The following is a 15771-nucleotide window of genomic DNA, read 5'->3' as shown; positions in this document are numbered from 1 at the left end:
ACAACACCAAAGCCTATGGCACGTCGATTCGCATGCACGAGATTGTACTCCCCGCACGCGCCTGATAAAACGCTTTTCTTTAACTAAGTAAAGTATTTTCATTCAACCGAAGCTAAAGAGGCCCGCCACCGTAAGCAGTGGCGGGCCTCAACGACACAGTTTGTGCGCTGCCTCGAGCTATGCGTTCTTTTTGCCCAGCTTAGCCTTAACCAAGCCGACCACGGTCGGAATGATCGACACGGCGACGATGCCGATAATCAGCAGCTCAAAGTGCTCCTGCACAAAGGGAATGCCGCCAAAGAAGTAGCCCAGCAGCGTAAAGACCGTCGACCAGGTAATGCCGCCCAGCACGTTAAAGATAACGAAGTTGCGCCAGTGCATGCCGCCCATGCCGGCGATAAAGGGCACAAAGGTGCGGATAAACGGGAAGAAGCGACCCAGGAAGATGGCCAGGTGACCCCACTTGTCCAAGAAGTCCTCGGACTTTTTGATGCGCTCGGGCGTCATAGCCTTCACCTTGCCCGAAGCGATAATCTTTTTGCCAAAGAAATGGCCAATCATAAAGTTGCACTGATCGCCCAAGATGGCAGCAGACCATGCGACGGCCAACAGAGCCACGATGTTAAAGCCGCCGTTATGGGCAAAGAAACCCGAGGCGAACAGCAGTGAATCGCCGGGAAGGAACGGGAAGAATACCACGCCCGTCTCGATGAAGATGATCAGGAACACGCCGCCGTAGGCCATAAGCGGGCCGGCGGCAATCCAACTGGCGATCGCGGTGCGCGGATCCTTAAGCAGCTCGGCAATGAAATTGATGAAACCCATGAAGTAAAACCTCTCAGTTGTGGGCGCGGGCACGTCCAAGTTGACCAGTATACGGTTGCGGCACGAGCACGGGTCAAACCCCTCAAAAGTCTTACTTCATTACCAGCAAGTTTGCATAACTGACACCTGTCGCGCAATGCCGCCAAGATTGTCCTTCCTAATCCCTAGCGAATCGCTATACTTTATTGAATCGCATTGCCATGGCGCTAAGGGAGGGCGGCCGGTGAGCTTTATCAATACCATTCGCGAGGACATCAAAACCGTCCAGGCGCAAGACCCCGCTGCGCAAAACGGTCTGGTCATCTTCCTGTCCTACCCCGGCCTGCACGCCAAGTGGAACCATGTGCCCGAGCACTGGCTGTGGGAGCATGGACATCGCTCGCTCGCCCGTGTGCTCTCGCAAATCACCCGCCACATCACCGGCGTCGAGATTCATCCCGCTGCACAGATCGGCAAGCATTTCTTTATCGACCACGCCATGGGCGTCGTCATCGGCGAAACCACCATCGTGGGCGACAACTGCGTGCTCTACCAGGGCGTTACGCTCGGCGGCACCGGCAACGAAACCGGCAAGCGCCACCCCACCCTGGGCAACAACGTCACCGTGGGCACGGGCGCCAAGGTGCTCGGCAACATTCGCATCGGCAACAACGTCAAGATCGGCGGCAATTCGGTTGTCGTTAAGGACGTGCCCGACAACTGCACCGTCGTGGGCGTGCCAGGCCGCATCATCAAGCGCAACGGCTGCCGCGTGTTCGAGGAGAGCTTCGATGCCAAGCAGCATCGCGAGTACATGCCCGATGACGCCGCCGAGCAGTCCGCGCTCAACCGCCAAGGCATCACCGAGAATGCCCGCCGCGTCAAGGAACTCGAGCGAGAGGTGGCCGAGCTCAAAGCCCTCGTCACGAAGCTCATGGACGAACGCTAGAAGCGGATGGCTACCGACAACATTGACGTCAACGCAAAGGCGCGCCAGGGAATTCATCCCCGGCGCGCCTTATTTGTGATATGACAAAGGGGCTGCCCCTTTATCAAATTATGCGAACTGGCTCAGATAGAGGTCGGCGTAGGCACCCTCGGCAGCCAGCAGCTCCTTATGCGTACCCTGCTCGATAATGTTGCCATGATCCATGACCAAGATCAGGTCGGCATCCACAATTGTCGACAGGCGATGCGCGATCACAAAGCTCGTGCGCCCGCGCATAAGCGCATCCATGGCACGGCCGATGGCAAGCTCGGTACGCGTGTCCACGCTCGACGTCGCCTCGTCCAAGATGAGAATCGCCGGGTTGTTGAGCAGTACGCGCGCGATGGTCAGCAGCTGGCGCTGACCTTGGCTGATGCTTTCGGCATCGTTGGCCACGTGCGTGTCGTAGCCCTGTGGCATGGTGCGCACAAAGAAATCGACCTGCGCGGCACGGGCGGCGGCCACGACCTCCTCGCGCGTTGCCTCAGGGCAGCCATATGCGATGTTTTCGGCAATCGTGCCATCGAACAGCCAGGCGTCCTGCAGCACCATGCCAAACTGCTGCCGCAGCTCGCCGCGATCCATGCGGCTCGTATCCACGCCGTCGAGCGTAATACGCCCGCCGTCAATCTCGTAGAAGCGCATGAGCAGGTTGATGAGCGTGGTCTTGCCCGCGCCCGTGGTTCCCACCACGGCGATCTTCTGGCCCGGCTCGGCGGTGAACGACACGTCGCGCATAAGCAGCTTTTCGGGCGTGTAGCCAAAGCGCACATGCTCAAAGGCGACGCGGCCCTCCACGCGACCCGGTAGCTTGGCGGCCTCGCCCGGCTGCGGATCGGCCTCCATCTCGGGCTCATCGAGCAGGTCGAACACGCGCTCCGCACTCGCCAGCGCGCTCTGCAGCGAGTTGAAGGTAAACGACAGCTGCGTCATGGGCTCGGATGCCTCGTAGATAAACTGAAAGAACGCTTGGAACACGCCGACGGTCATGTGGCCGGCAACCAACATGCTGCAGCCCACAAGCGCAATAACGATCTGCGCCAAACGGCCGATAAAGCGCACTGCGGGGCCGACAGCATTGATCATAAAGTCGGCCTTGGTGCTCACACGAGCCAGTTCCTTCGAAGCCTCGTGCACCTCAGCGGAGCTCTGACGTTCGCGGTTAAACGCGCGGATCACCAGACGGCCCGAATAGCCTTCCTCGACCGCACTCGTAATCTTGGACACCCACTCCTGGCGCTCGCCCGTCACATCGTGTGTGCGGCGCGAGACGACCTTCGTCACCAGCAGCGACAGTGCCGTAAAGAACAGAAAGACGAGCGTAAGCTGCACGCTGAACACGAACATCACGCTCACAGCACCAACAACCGTGCCGATCGACACGAGCAGCTGCAGCAATCCGCGCTGCATGCTCTCGGACATCTTGTCCAGGTCGTTGGTCGCGCGGCTGACGACCTCGCCGGGACGATGCGCGTCAAAATAGGCGAGCGGCAGACGGTTGAGCTTTTGCGCGATGCGGTTGCGCAGGCACAGATTGAGGCGTTCGGCCACGCTCGACATCAAAAAGCTCTGGAGCGCGTAGAACGAAGCGGCGGCCGTCCAAATCAAAAAGTAGATGAAGATAGTCCTGCCGCAGTTCTCCCAGGTGATGCTGAAGGTGGCGTTGTTGACAAACGCTACCTGAATGTGGCCCCACAGCTCATCGATCACGCGGGCGCTATATGCCGGCGCGGCAGTGTTAAAGATGACATAGAACACAATGCTCGCGAACACGATATAGAAGCGCCAATGGTCGCCGGCAGCCTCACTCCACAGGCGGCGCACAGTCGCCCAGGTATCCCGAGGCGTCTCGTCCTCGTCTTCGTCGTCCACGTCGCGCATACGCTCTGCCTCGGCGCGGGCGCGCTCGTCCTCGGCACGTTCGTTTTCCTCGTAGAGCGCTTGGCGGCGAGCCTCGCGCTCGGCTGCAGCCTTGGCGGCGTCATCCAGCTCGGTCGACGCGGCAGCCGTTTCCTCGACCAGTCCCGCGGCAGCGGCGTCATCAACGCCGCCCTGCTTCTTGAGCTCCTCGGTCATGCTACTCACCTCCCTTCATCTGCGATTCCGCGATGGCGCGGTACACCTCGCAGGTTTCCATAAGCTCGCCATGCGTGCCCAGACCCACAACCTCGCCATCCTTGAGCACGACGATCTGGTCGGCGTGCAAGATCGTCGAGATGCGCTGCGCGATGATGAGCACCGCAGCGTCACGCGTCTCGTCTTGCAATGCATGGCGCAGGGCCGCATCGGTCTTAAAGTCCAGGGCCGAAAAACTGTCATCGAAGATGTACAGATCGGCGCGCTTCATGAGCGCGCGAGCAATGGCCAGGCGCTGGCGCTGGCCGCCTGAAAAGTTCGTGCCGCCCTGCGCCACCGGGGTATCGAGCCCCTGCGGCTGATCGAGCACAAAGGTGCTCTGGGCAACCTGGAGCGCGTGAAGCATGTCGCCCTCGGTCGCGCCTTCGTTACCAAAGCGAAGGTTGCTCGCCACCGTGCCCGAGAACAGCCACGCCTTCTGCGGCACATAGGCAATGCGCCCGCGGATTTCGTCTTGCGTAAGCTCGCGCAGGTCCACACCATTCAGGCGAATGGAGCCCTTGGTGGCATCGTGGAAGCGCAGCAGAAGCTTTGCCACCGTCGATTTGCCCGAGCCTGTCGAGCCAACGATCGCAGTCGTCTGACCGCGACGGCAGGCAAAGCTCAGATCGCACAGGGTGTCCTCGTCGGCATCGTCAAAGCGAAACGACATGTGGTCGAACACGGCCACCGCATCGGCTTCGTCTTGGGGCTCGCGCGCCCCGTCATCCAGCGTGCGCTCGCCATCGACGATGCTCGGCTCAATCTCCAACACCTGCTGCGCACGGTTCAGGCACGCGGCAGCACGCGGAAGCGTCAGCACCACCATCTGGGCCATCATCACAAAGAACAGGATCAGAATTGCATACTCCAGCACCGCCGAGATACTCGCAATCTGCATGGCGTGGGCACCTACGCGGTTGCCGCCCACCCACAGCACCGCCACCTCGGCGATGTTCATCAAAAAGAAGCTTGAGCTGTCGAGGCCCACAAACAGGTGGTTGACTTTGATGGCGTTGGCGGCGTATTCGCTAAACACCTCGTCCAGACGCCGTTCCTCGTGGCGCTCCTTGTTAAACGCACGGATGACGCGCACGCCCACAATATTTTCGCGCAGCACCACGTTCATGCGGTCGATAAAGCCCTGTAGGCGCATAAAAATCGGCGCCGCGTTGGCAACCGTAAAGACCGCCGCCACCAGCACAATCGCAACGACTACGCCCAGAAGCGTGCCCATGGCGGGATCGATAAACCAGGCGAAGATGATGCCCGCCACAGCCAAAAAAGGCACGGGCAGCACCAGCTGAATCGTCTGCAGAATCGCCTGCTGAATCACGTTGATGTCGTTGAGCGAGCGCGTGATCATCGATCCGGTGCCAAAGCGCTCAAAATCGCTGGCCGCGAGCTCGAGCGATTTGTCGTACACGGCATTGCGGATATCGCAAGCCACGTTGGCGGCCAGGCGCGCCGAAAGATAGCAGCCCAGCACCGTACCGCCGCTAGCCATGCTGGTCGCGATAAACATGTATAGGCCGTTGCGTAAAATGTAGTCGACATCGCCCGTGGTAATACCGGTGTTGACCATGTTCGCCAGCATCGTGGGAACCAACAGCGTACCGACGTTATCCACCAGCAGCACCAGCAGCGTCACTGCGACAAGCCCTCGATATGGCTTTAGAAACCTCATTAACAGTCGCACGACTCCCCCTCACCTTGATTCTCGGCTTGGCTCTCGGCAGCGATATGCTGCTTAAAGGCATCGCACTCATCGCCGAGCACCTGAGAGAATTTGCCGATCAAGCGCATAATCTCGCGCTGCTCACATGGCTCAAGCGCGCCAAAGGCTCGCTGCTCGGCCTTGAGTGCCGGCAGCGCATAACGCTCGGCAAATCGCCTGCCCTCTTCGGTCAGGCTCACAACCTTGTTCTTACGGCTGCCTTCGGCAAACTCCAACGTTGCGAAGCCCCGCGCCGTCAAGGTTTTAATTGCCGAGTTGATGGTCTGCTTGCTGTAGAACCATTCGCTTGTCAGACGGCTCACGGCGATGCTACCGCCCGCCGTCCTGGTGTCGACGAGCATCCAATAGGCGCAGTCCGAAAGACCGCAGGTGCGCGAGAACTCCGAATAGATATGGTCGAGTCCATTGAGCATCCGGTCAAAATCGACCAGCGTAACCGCACTATTCATCTATCCCACCATTCGATTGTCCGAGTTTTGACCAATTTGTATCTCTACATTAGTCCGAGTTTTGACTATCGTCAACAGGCTCTCCGCAAATGCGTGCATTTTTATGGCCTATCGGCAGAAAAGACCGCCGGCGCGGGGGCTGCGCCAGCGGTCACGTGAAAATCGAGCTTTATTGCCTGTTAGGCGGCGACGGCCTCATAGACCGTAGCGCCCGAGAAGCTGTCATGCAGGCTCTTGCCGGCAATCCACGGCAGCTCGACGACCTCGCAGACCGTGTTGACCAGCTCGGATCAGTCAGTAAAGTGGCCCTTGTCGTTGAGGGCCTCGCAATCCTGAACACGCCAATAGCCATCGGTGTGCGTGATGTAGTACTCGTGATCGTTGATCGACACGAAAGCGCGCGTCTTGGAACGCAGCAGCTTCAGAAATCCTTCGAAATCGGTCTCGACGACATCTCCAGCCTGGAACATGATGTTACCTCCTGGCCCGGCGCCACCACGGCGCATTGATAAACGTTGGTGCTCCTTTAGTAAAACCTTTATCAGAGGTTATGCGTTCGTCATTTAGGCAAGTGGTAAAAAACCGCAGGGTAGACGGGATAAAACGTTTAACCATTCTATTTGTTTGTCACATTCTGAAGGTACTTTTATGCAAACCTACTTTCCCAATTGGAATCTATCCTTTTGGCCGGGCAATTGACCGTCTATCGTTTGAGCCCGACGGGTATGAACGGGGCATCTGCAACGCCACCGCAAGGAGACACCATGGAGACTATCGAAGCACTTATTCACCGCCGCAGCTGCCGCAACTACAGCGATCGTCCCGTCGAGGCCGAAAAGCTTGCACATATTATCGAAGCCGGCCAATATGCACCGAGCGGCATGGGCCGCCAGCCGGTGACGTTTGTCGCCGTCACCGACCCCGCGACCGTCGAGCGTCTCTCGCAGCTCAACGCCCAGGTCATGGGCAGCAACAGCGACCCCTTCTATGGCGCCAAGACCGTTGTGGTGGTGCTGGTTGACCGCAGCGTGCCCACACATCTGGAAGACGGCTCGCTCGCCATGGGCAACCTGCTCAACGCTGCCTATGCGCTGGGCGTTGATTCGTGCTGGATTCATCGCGCCCACGAGGTTTTCGATTCGCCCGAGGGCCTGGAGCTACTGGCCAGTTGGGGTCTACCCGCCGACGGCAGCCTGCGCGGTGTCGGTCACTGCATTCTGGGCTATGCCGAGGACACGCTGCCCGAGCCCAAACCCCGCCGCGACAACGTGGTATACGTCAAGTAGCGCAGGAGTGTCCCAAACTGCCGGCAGAAAAGGAACGTCCCCTTCTGCCGGCAAGCTATGTTGATATTTGAGTTGTCGTCGTTTCGTTCGTCTGGGCCGTTTCGGCGTCGTCGCCTTGCTTGTCTTCGTCCTTTTGCGCATCGGCGATGGTGGAGGCCGCCGCAACGATACCGCGCTGGGGCGCAACGCCCGTCTGGGTCTGTGCGCCCTCGACAACTTCTGTGCCTGCATGCGCGAGCTCGGGCGATTTAAACACTGCGTCCAAGTTGGCGCCACCGCCGGCGTAGCCAAGCGCAGCGAGTGCGATGACGATCACTGCAACGACGACCGCGATCGGAACATAACGATGCCAACCAGCCGGATTGAGTCCGCTGCGGCGAGCCGCCCCGCGGCTGATGTAACCGAGCGTTCCATCGTGCTTGAGCTTTGAGCCCACCACGCGTTTCCGGCCCCATAGCGAGGACTCTGCCTGCATGGCCAAGCGGGCGCTTGCCGAAGGATAGCCGTATTTAGTGCGCTTGAACGAGCCGTCAAACCCCGAGGCGTGTTTACCCCACGTCACCGATGTTGTGCGTCGGTTGACCGGCGCGGCACTCCGCCTTCTGCGGCTCGGTTTTGAAGTCTCAGCCATATGCCCTCGCACGCCGTAACCGAATCGAAACAATAACGCTTTGGACTGTAGCACACGCGTCGCGCGCGGTCACGGGCGCCTCGCTCAACGGTCATCGTCCTTCAGCAAGCGCCACAGCGTTGTACGGCTTATGCCCAGCACCTCCGCCGCACGGGTTCGGTTGCCGTGGAGATGATCTACAACCAGATGCGCGATATCTCGCTCGGTATCGGCCAGCGGTCGCAGGATATACAGGTCACTTTCGAGCGTCGGGGCGCCAAAGGTTGCGGTCTTAATCACGTCCTCTTGGGCGAGCACTTCCTCCGCCACAGCGCGGTCCACCGTGCCCGCCCCCACCAATATATACAGTCGTTCCGAGACCTCGCGGAGCTGCAGATAGTTGCGCGGCCAGCGGTAAGCATCGAGCGTCTTCGTCGCCGCGGCAGACAGCGTGGCCGCTGCCGTCCCAAATGCATCAGCGAGATATTCCAAATAGCGCGCAACCTTCGTCGACGCGGCTCCCTGCTCGGCGATTGCCGGCGCCACGCTCACCGCACAGGCGAAGCGCTCGGTCACAAAGGCGGCTTGATCACTTTCGCTGCCGCCCGGCATGTCATTCGCCGTCAGCACCACATGGCAGCGCGTCGCCAACGCGGTGTCGGCCATCGTGGAAACGAGCTCGCGGAGGCGCTGGGGGCCAACCGCGTTCCAGCCCTCAATGCAAAGGGTCAGCCCCGTTTGGAACAGCGGCGATTCGGAGCTTTTGAGCATATGGCGCCAACCGCGATCGGTGAGTTCATCGAGCGCAACGGAAACAAAGGGCTGATCGGCAAAAGGACCGTCCAGATAGAGGCGCTTGGCGATCTCAACCTGACCCGCTCCCAGCTCACCCTCGAGCATAAGGGGCACACCGCGCGCGTAGCTCTCGGCAACTGGTGCAGCCACCGCAGCGGCACCCTCAACGATGCCGTACGCGCTCGATTCGTAGCGGGCCTCAACTTCGTCGGCGTTGAGCCACTCGACGCCCGCATGCGCCGCGGCACCGCGCACCTCGCGGACCACGACGGCCCAAAGGCCCCCGCCCTCTTTGTCGGTGGGGCGAACGGTCAGGCTCAGGCGCGTACCCGCACGCCCCATAACCAGACGCGCGCCGTCTCCTATACGGTCGAGGCGCTCAGCGACAAAAACCGCCACATCCCGCTCAAGCGCCGCGTCATTCATGGTCGAGATCGCGACGTCCCCATGCGCATCGATTGCCAATGCCGAGGCCCCGGCAGCAGCCAGGGCATCGGTCAAGATGTTCAGTTTGGCATCGCTATCCATGATTTGCCCCTGTCCGCGGCGTCGTGCAACCGCCGACGGTCGTACGACCGAGTGTTTCAAAATTGAACGATATTGCTTACCAAACACTATAGGGCAGAAAGCGCCGTCCTGCGAGTATAGGTGTTGCCCCGCATCGCCATCCTGGCGGGGCGATAAGAGCTCTTCGGGACTTATAAACCTGCGGACAAGCCATACCCGCAAGAGCTCCTATCGCTCCACCGCAAGCATGCGCTCACCAGCACGAAGCACGCAGCACGCAAACAAGCTACTTCTCTACCAGATTCCCAGTACGTGTTGCATTCCTAAACTCATGCACGCAATGCCAATCCAGCAGCAAAAGCCCAGCACGATGGGCTTGCCGCCCTTTTTGACCAGCTCGACGATATCGGTATTAAAGCCAATAGCCGCCATGGCCATCACAATAAAGAACTTCGACAGCTCCTTGATGGGCGCCGTGATGGATGCAGGAAGCTGAAGCACCGTGGTGATCACGCTCGCCAGCACAAAGAACAGCACAAACATGGGAAACGCACGTTTAAGCGAGAACGTGCTTTTGGCGTCGCCGCCGGCTTTGCGCGCCAGATGCATCTGCCAGCATGCGAGGACCAACGTGATGGGGATAATGGCCAGCGTCCTGGTAAGCTTGACCACCGTGGCGCTCTCGAGCACATTGGCGCCGGGATGCATGCTGTCCCAGGCACTCGCCGCAGCCGTTACGGACGAGGTGTCGTTGATGGCGGTGCCGGCAAACAGGCCAAAGCCCTCGTTGGTCAGCCCGAGCATGCCGCCGAGCGTTGGAAACACGAGCGCCGCGATAACGTTAAACAGGAAGATGACCGAAATGGCCTGGGCAATCTCGCGATCGTCGGCATCGATGACGGGTGCGGTCGCGGCGATGGCAGAACCGCCGCAAATCGACGAACCCACACCCACAAGCGTCGCGATCTTGCCCGGCACGTTCATGACGCGGCAGAGGACAAAGGCGATGACAAGCGAGGTCGAGATTGTCGCCACGATAATCGGCAGCGACTGGGCGCCCTTGGACAGAATCTGGGAGAGGTTCATGCCAAAGCCAAGCAGAATAACCGCGTACTGCAAGACTTTTTTGGACGTATAGGTGACGCCGGCGGCGAGCTGTTCGCGACGCTTCCCGGGAAAGACGAGCGCCAGGACCATGCCAAAGAGGATGGCAAATACCGGACCGCCGACCACTTCAATTTGTTTGCCGAGCAACGTCGCGGGAATGGCGATGATCAGGCAGAACAAGACGCCTTTCCAGCGCTCGCGTACGATATTTGCCAGTTGCATATGGGACTCCTTCTTTCTATTTCACGTTTGCGACGGCTTATGATACGGCAACATTGAGCGCAGCCTTGCGCAAACACAGGCTAAGATGCCGCAATAGTTCTCAGGCAACAGCCGAATTACCCACCGCGGAGAGCTGATTCGCGGCATAATTAACAACTGACATATGAGTTTGATAGAACAGTTGCGAGGCGCTATGGAAGAATCGATGCACGTCGGCGAGCAGGAAACGAGCCTACAGGACCAGTCCTACCACACCATTCGACGCAAAATCGTCTACCTGGACTACAAGCCCGGCGAAAAGCTGGGCGTCAAGCAGCTTTGCGACGACCTGGATATGGGGCGCACCCCTGTGCGCGAGGCACTGGTACGTCTGGCGCAAGAGGGCCTGGTGCGCACCGTACCCCAAAGCGGCACCTATGTTTCGCCCATCAACCTCACCCTTGCCGAGAGTGCCTGTTATATCCGCGAGCATCTGGAAAAGCAGGTGATCGTGGAGTGCTGTGCGCGCGCCACCTCGGCAGGCATCGAGCAGCTCGACCGAGCCATCGCGCTGCAGGAAAAGGCCATGGCCGATGAGGATCGCATCGGCTTCTTTTTGAGCGACAACCTCATGCATCACATGATTTTTAGCATCGCATGTCGCAGCACCGTGTGGTCGTGGCTCGAAGAGACCAATGCCGACCTGGAGCGCTTCCGCTGGCTGCGCGCCGCCACGCAGGTTCTCGACAATCAGGACATCGTGAACGAGCACAAGCAGATTCGCCGCGCTATCGCCGGTCGCGACCCCATCGAAGCGAGCTTTTTGGTCAGCAAGCACCTGCACATGATGTTCCGCAACCAAACCGAGGTCCTGGACCAGTTCCCCGAGTACTTCGAGACCAGCAAGCTCCGCTAACCTACCAAAAAAGGACAGGTTCATTTTGGCAGGTTTTATCTGTGCAAATGCAACAAGGCCCGGCTCCGTCAAATGCGGAGCCGGGCCTTAGTCGCTAGAACGGCGGAACCAACTACTCGACAGTAACGCTTTTCGCCAGGTTACGGGGCTGGTCGACGTCGCAGCCGCGCAGGATGGCGACCTCGCGTGCGAGCAGCTGCAGAGGAACGCTCGCCGTGATGGGGCTGAACACGTCGCGGACTGCCGGCACGCGGATGATGCAGTCGGCGATCTTGTTGATCTCCTCGTCGCCCTCGGTGGCAACGACGATGACCTTGGCACCGCGCGCCTTGCACTCCATAAGGTTCGACACGGTCTTGTCGTAGGTGGCACTCTTGGTGGCCACAGCGATGACAGGGAAGCCCGGGTCGATCAGGGCAATGGGGCCGTGCTTCATCTCGCCGGCGGCGTAGGCCTCGGCGTGCAGGTAGCTGACCTCCTTGAGCTTGAGCGCGCCCTCGTAGGAAATGGCGGCACCCATGCCACGCCCCACGAACAGCGCCGACTGCGCGTCCTTGCACAGCAGGGCGGCCTCATGAACGGCCTCGGTTTGGGTATCCAAAATCCACTGGATCTGCTCGGCCGTATCGGAAAGCTCGCGGAACAGCATGCGCGCCTGTTTGGTGGTCAGGCGGTACTTGACCTGCGCCAGCAGCAGAGCCAAAAGCGTGAGGCTCACAACCTGGCCGATAAAGCTCTTGGTCGAGGCGACCGCAATCTCCTTGTTGGCCTTGGTGTAGATGACGCCGTCGCTCTCACGCGCCACGGGGCTGCCCACCACGTTGGTGATGCCGAAGACCTTGGCACCCTTGATGCGCGCATCGCGAATGGCGGCAAGGGTATCGGCCGTCTCGCCCGACTGGGACACGGCAACGACAAGCGTCGTCGGCGTAATGATGGGGTTGCGATAACGGAACTCGCTGGCCGCCTCCACCTCGGTGGGGATGCGAGCCCAGCCCTCAATGAGATTCTTGGCAATGAGGCCAGCGTGATAGCTGGTGCCGCAAGCGATCACGTAGACGCGGTCGATGTCATTGAGTTCCTCGAGCGAAAGGCCCAGCTCGTCGATGTCGAGCTCGCCGGCCGGCGTCATACGACCAACCAGCGTGTCGCGCACGACGCGCGGCTGCTCGTGAATCTCCTTGAGCATAAAGTCGGGATAACCGCCCTTTTCTGCCATGTCCAGGTCCCAGTCGATGTGGGTGACCTTGGGCTCGATAACGTTGCCGGCCTCGTCGGTGTACTCGACGCCTGCGGGCGTGAGCTTGGCAAACTGACCGTCCTCGAGCACCACGACGTCGCGGGTTGCGTCGATGAGCGCGATGACGTCGGAGGCGACATAGGCGCCGGTCTCGCCCGCGCCGACCACGATCGGGGAATCCTTGCGGGCCACGGCGATCACGCCGGGCTCGTCAGCGCACACGGCGGCCAGACCATAGGCACCGACCACGTGGGCGCAAGCCTCGCGCACGGAGGCCATCAGGTCGTGCGTCTCGGCATAAGCCTCTTCGATCAGATGCGCGAAGACCTCGGTATCGGTCTCGCTCTTAAAGTGGTGGCCGCGGCCCTCCAGCTCTTCGCGCAGCTCGGCGAAGTTCTCGATGATGCCGTTGTGGACGATGGCGATACGACCGTCGCAGCTGGTGTGGGGGTGAGCGTTAACGACGGAGGGCTTGCCGTGGGTGGCCCAACGGGTGTGGCCGATACCGCAGGTAGCGTCGCTGTCGATATTGGAAAGCTCGCTCTCCAAGCCCGCGACCTTACCCACGCGGCGGATGACATCGAGGTGCGCCGCGGCGCCCTCGCCCACCTCGAGCGCGACGCCCGAGGAGTCATAGCCGCGATACTCCATACGCTTGAGGCCCGTGACCAGGATGTTCTTTGCAATATCAGAGCCGGTGTAGCCGACAATTCCGCACATAGGATAAATCCCTTCGTCCGCTTGACTGCAAAACGTCCACGCACAGGGGGCGCTGAGACGCATAACGTTCGAGTATTGTACTCACGCAAACGCAAGCTGATATACCAGAAGTGGTATCTCAACTTAGATACCACTCGATGCACACACGTCCAGCCGGTCCAAACCACCACAAAGGTACCTGCCCCCTTCGTGGTGGTCGCGCTGGCAACGGCGTTTCCCCAGATAAACCTGCCAAAATAAACCTGTCCCTTTTTGGTAGGTTTGGGATGCTACAATCTGGCTTGTACTTGAAACGCATCAAAGGGGCCGCTATGGCAAAGGTAAAAATCAGCGACGTCGCGCGCGAGGCCGGGGTTTCGTTGGGCACGGTTTCCAACGCGCTCAACCACCCCGAAAAGCTGCGCCCCGAGACCCTCAAGCTCATCAACGAGACCATCAATCGCCTTGGCTACCTGCCCAACCAAAGCGCCCGTCAGCTCGCGGGCGGCGCCACCAAGTCCTTTGGCCTGGTGCTCCCCCGTCTCGATCACGGCTTTTCGCTCCAAATCGCCAGCGGCGCCCACAACGAGGCCCGCAAGCACGGCTACGACTTGCTCATCGCCAACGCCGATAACGACGATATTCTCGAGGATCATTACCTGCGCTACTTTATGGGCACCCAGATGTCCGGCGTCATGGTTCAGCCCATGGCATCCCCCGACTGGCACCCCGCCATGACCAAGATGCCCGTGCCGATCGTCCATCTGGACATCCATTGCTCCGAGCCCGGCTACTACGTAGCGGCCGACAATGAGGCCCAGGGTCGCATCATTGCCGAACTTGCCATCGCCCGCGGCGCGCACCATATTGTCGTCGTCGGCCGAGCAGCATTTATGCAACTCACCCTGCGCGTCCTTGGCATTCATAAGGCGCTCGCCCTGCACCCCGATATCAAGATCGAAGTCATCGACGCCGGCGAATGGAATACCGCTGCCGACGGCTACGGCATCGGTGCCCAAATCGCCGAGCGCCCCGCGGACGAACGTCCCGATTTTGTCGTCGGCCTGACCGATGTGTTGGCCTCGGGCGTCGTTTCGGCACTGGTCGACAAGGGCATCTCTGTCCCCGGGCAAGTACGCGTAGCAGGCTGCGATGGCAACCCGCTCGCTTGGAGCGGATCGGTCCCGCTCACTACGGTAGCGCCCCCGGGCTACGAGATTGGCCGCAAGGGTGTCCAACTGCTGATGGAGCAAATCGAGAACAAGGCCCCGGCAAAGATCAAGCATATCCGTGTCGGCTCCGCAGCGCGTACCGTCACCGCAGTCGCCGCCGAGGATATCAACCGCCAAGAACTGGTACGTCCGTTCCTACTGGAACGCGCCAGCACCCAGGCAAGCAGCCAGACCGACGCCACGGCCATCAACCTCGGTGCGTATCTATAGCACGCCCGCGAGTATGCTAAGTCGCCGCTTAAGCAAAAGGGGCCCGACCATTGCCGGACCCCTTTTGCTTAAGCGCAAACGTGAGCAATCGCTCGTTTCAACGCCGCAATTTTCTAGCGCACAGTCTTGATTGCCGCCGCCAGGTCGAACAACGTATCGAGCACGGCCTCGCAGCCATCCACCACGTCCTGCGGCAGCGGCACAATATCGGGGACGGCAAAGACGTGGCAGCCGGCCGTGATGCCCGAGACGCAACCATTGCGCGAATCCTCGACCACGGCGCACTCCTCGGGGGCAAAGCCCGCACGCTCGCAGGCGAGCAGATACATCTCGGGGTCGGGCTTGCCGTGCACGACGTCCTCGCCACACGTTACCGTTTCAAACTTGTCAAAAAGACCGACCATCTTAAGGTTGCGCTCGGCCGTAACGAGGCGCGACGACGTCGCTAGGCCCACGTGATAGCCCGCAGCTAGCAACTCGTCTAGGCACTCGGCGGCGCCGGCCTTAAGCTCCAGTTCGGTCTTGACCATCTCGTCGCGAATCTCCTTGTGGCGACGATAGATCGCCTCGGTGGTTTCGTGGCTGCCATAATGCTTATCGAGGATATCCATAACATCGGGCAGCGTGCGGCCGATAAACTGATGGATCAGCGCTTCATCAATCGCGAGCCCCAGCTCAGCGGCGCCTGCCTTCCAGGCCTTAATCCCCAAACGCTCGGTATCGACCAGCGTTCCATCCATGTCAAAAATAACAGCCTTGATCATATCGGTCCCCCATCGACTCTCGCTGTCGCGTTGCTGCAACTCTACCGCATTTGGCAACTTGTATATAACGTATATGCCATATTGCACTTTCGTTACACAGATAGAAGTCT

At 60.0% G+C, this 15771-nt stretch carries 14 protein-coding genes; 4 read left to right on the top strand and 10 right to left on the bottom strand.

The window, feature by feature from the left end; translation table 11 throughout:
• Positions 1–177: 177 nt before the first annotated feature.
• The gene (locus ACKUTP_RS02460) at positions 178–825 is read right to left on the bottom strand and encodes a DedA family protein (protein ID WP_409063481.1); all 648 of its coding nucleotides are present in this window, start codon (positions 823–825) and stop codon (positions 178–180) included.
• A 223-nt stretch (positions 826–1048) separates the two neighbouring features.
• Here ACKUTP_RS02460 and cysE point away from each other — a divergent pair, with 223 nt between their 5' ends.
• A complete protein-coding gene (gene cysE, locus ACKUTP_RS02455) occupies positions 1049–1753 on the top strand; it encodes a serine O-acetyltransferase (protein WP_271740462.1) in 705 nt (234 codons plus the stop codon).
• 108 nt (positions 1754–1861) lie between these two features.
• Here the strand turns inward: cysE and ACKUTP_RS02450 are convergent, their stop codons facing one another.
• From ACKUTP_RS02450 to ACKUTP_RS02435, 4 genes are all read right to left on the bottom strand, one after another.
• Positions 1862–3868: an ABC transporter ATP-binding protein gene (locus tag ACKUTP_RS02450; RefSeq protein WP_409063480.1), complete on the bottom strand. Its 2007-nt coding sequence runs from the start codon at positions 3866–3868 to the stop codon at positions 1862–1864.
• A 1-nt stretch (position 3869) separates the two neighbouring features.
• Entirely contained in the window at positions 3870–5594 is a 1725-nt protein-coding gene (locus ACKUTP_RS02445; protein WP_409063479.1) for an ABC transporter ATP-binding protein, read from the bottom strand.
• Positions 5594–6094 (bottom strand): MarR family winged helix-turn-helix transcriptional regulator, encoded by a 501-nt coding sequence (locus tag ACKUTP_RS02440; protein WP_409063478.1) that lies wholly within the window; start codon positions 6092–6094, stop codon positions 5594–5596. Before ACKUTP_RS02440 ends, ACKUTP_RS02445 begins: the two co-directional genes overlap by 1 nt.
• 290 nt (positions 6095–6384) lie before the next feature.
• Positions 6385–6564 carry a hypothetical protein gene (locus tag ACKUTP_RS02435; RefSeq protein ID WP_409063477.1) on the bottom strand — a complete coding sequence of 60 codons (180 nt, stop codon included), beginning with the start codon at positions 6562–6564 and terminating at the stop codon, positions 6385–6387.
• 294 nt (positions 6565–6858) lie between these two features.
• Between ACKUTP_RS02435 and ACKUTP_RS02430 the strand changes: the two genes are divergently transcribed.
• Positions 6859–7380, top strand: a complete 522-nt coding sequence (locus tag ACKUTP_RS02430; protein WP_409063476.1) for a nitroreductase family protein — start codon at positions 6859–6861, stop codon at positions 7378–7380.
• Positions 7381–7435: 55 nt separating this feature from the next.
• Here the strand turns inward: ACKUTP_RS02430 and ACKUTP_RS02425 are convergent, their stop codons facing one another.
• The 3 genes from ACKUTP_RS02425 to ACKUTP_RS02415 all read right to left on the bottom strand — a co-directional run bounded on the left by ACKUTP_RS02425 (position 7436) and on the right by ACKUTP_RS02415 (position 10621).
• A complete protein-coding gene (locus tag ACKUTP_RS02425) occupies positions 7436–8011 on the bottom strand; it encodes a hypothetical protein (protein ID WP_195444770.1) in 576 nt (191 codons plus the stop codon).
• Between the two features lie 84 nt (positions 8012–8095).
• Positions 8096–9313: a helix-turn-helix domain-containing protein gene (locus ACKUTP_RS02420; protein WP_409063475.1), complete on the bottom strand. Its 1218-nt coding sequence runs from the start codon at positions 9311–9313 to the stop codon at positions 8096–8098.
• Positions 9314–9586: 273 nt separating this feature from the next.
• A complete protein-coding gene (locus tag ACKUTP_RS02415; protein ID WP_409063474.1) occupies positions 9587–10621 on the bottom strand; it encodes a YeiH family protein in 1035 nt (344 codons plus the stop codon).
• 193 nt (positions 10622–10814) lie between these two features.
• Here ACKUTP_RS02415 and ACKUTP_RS02410 point away from each other — a divergent pair, with 193 nt between their 5' ends.
• Positions 10815–11516: a GntR family transcriptional regulator gene (locus ACKUTP_RS02410; RefSeq protein ID WP_055310169.1), complete on the top strand. Its 702-nt coding sequence runs from the start codon at positions 10815–10817 to the stop codon at positions 11514–11516.
• Positions 11517–11628: 112 nt separating this feature from the next.
• Here the strand turns inward: ACKUTP_RS02410 and glmS are convergent, their stop codons facing one another.
• Positions 11629–13476: a glutamine--fructose-6-phosphate transaminase (isomerizing) gene (glmS, locus tag ACKUTP_RS02405; RefSeq protein WP_409063473.1), complete on the bottom strand. Its 1848-nt coding sequence runs from the start codon at positions 13474–13476 to the stop codon at positions 11629–11631.
• 311 nt (positions 13477–13787) lie between these two features.
• Here glmS and ACKUTP_RS02400 point away from each other — a divergent pair, with 311 nt between their 5' ends.
• Positions 13788–14897 (top strand): LacI family DNA-binding transcriptional regulator, encoded by a 1110-nt coding sequence (locus ACKUTP_RS02400; RefSeq protein ID WP_022094247.1) that lies wholly within the window; start codon positions 13788–13790, stop codon positions 14895–14897.
• Between the two features lie 113 nt (positions 14898–15010).
• On the opposite strand, the gene ACKUTP_RS02395 is transcribed toward ACKUTP_RS02400, so the two are convergent.
• Entirely contained in the window at positions 15011–15661 is a 651-nt protein-coding gene (locus ACKUTP_RS02395) for an HAD family phosphatase (protein WP_195920185.1), read from the bottom strand.
• Between the last annotated feature and the right edge of the window lie 110 nt (positions 15662–15771).

The organism is Collinsella sp. wc0529 (assembly GCF_046116875.1).
Taxonomy (GTDB): Bacteria; Actinomycetota; Coriobacteriia; order Coriobacteriales; family Coriobacteriaceae; genus Collinsella.
Note: the sequence above shows the minus strand (reverse complement) of the source record. Positions and strands in the feature narration are given on the sequence as shown.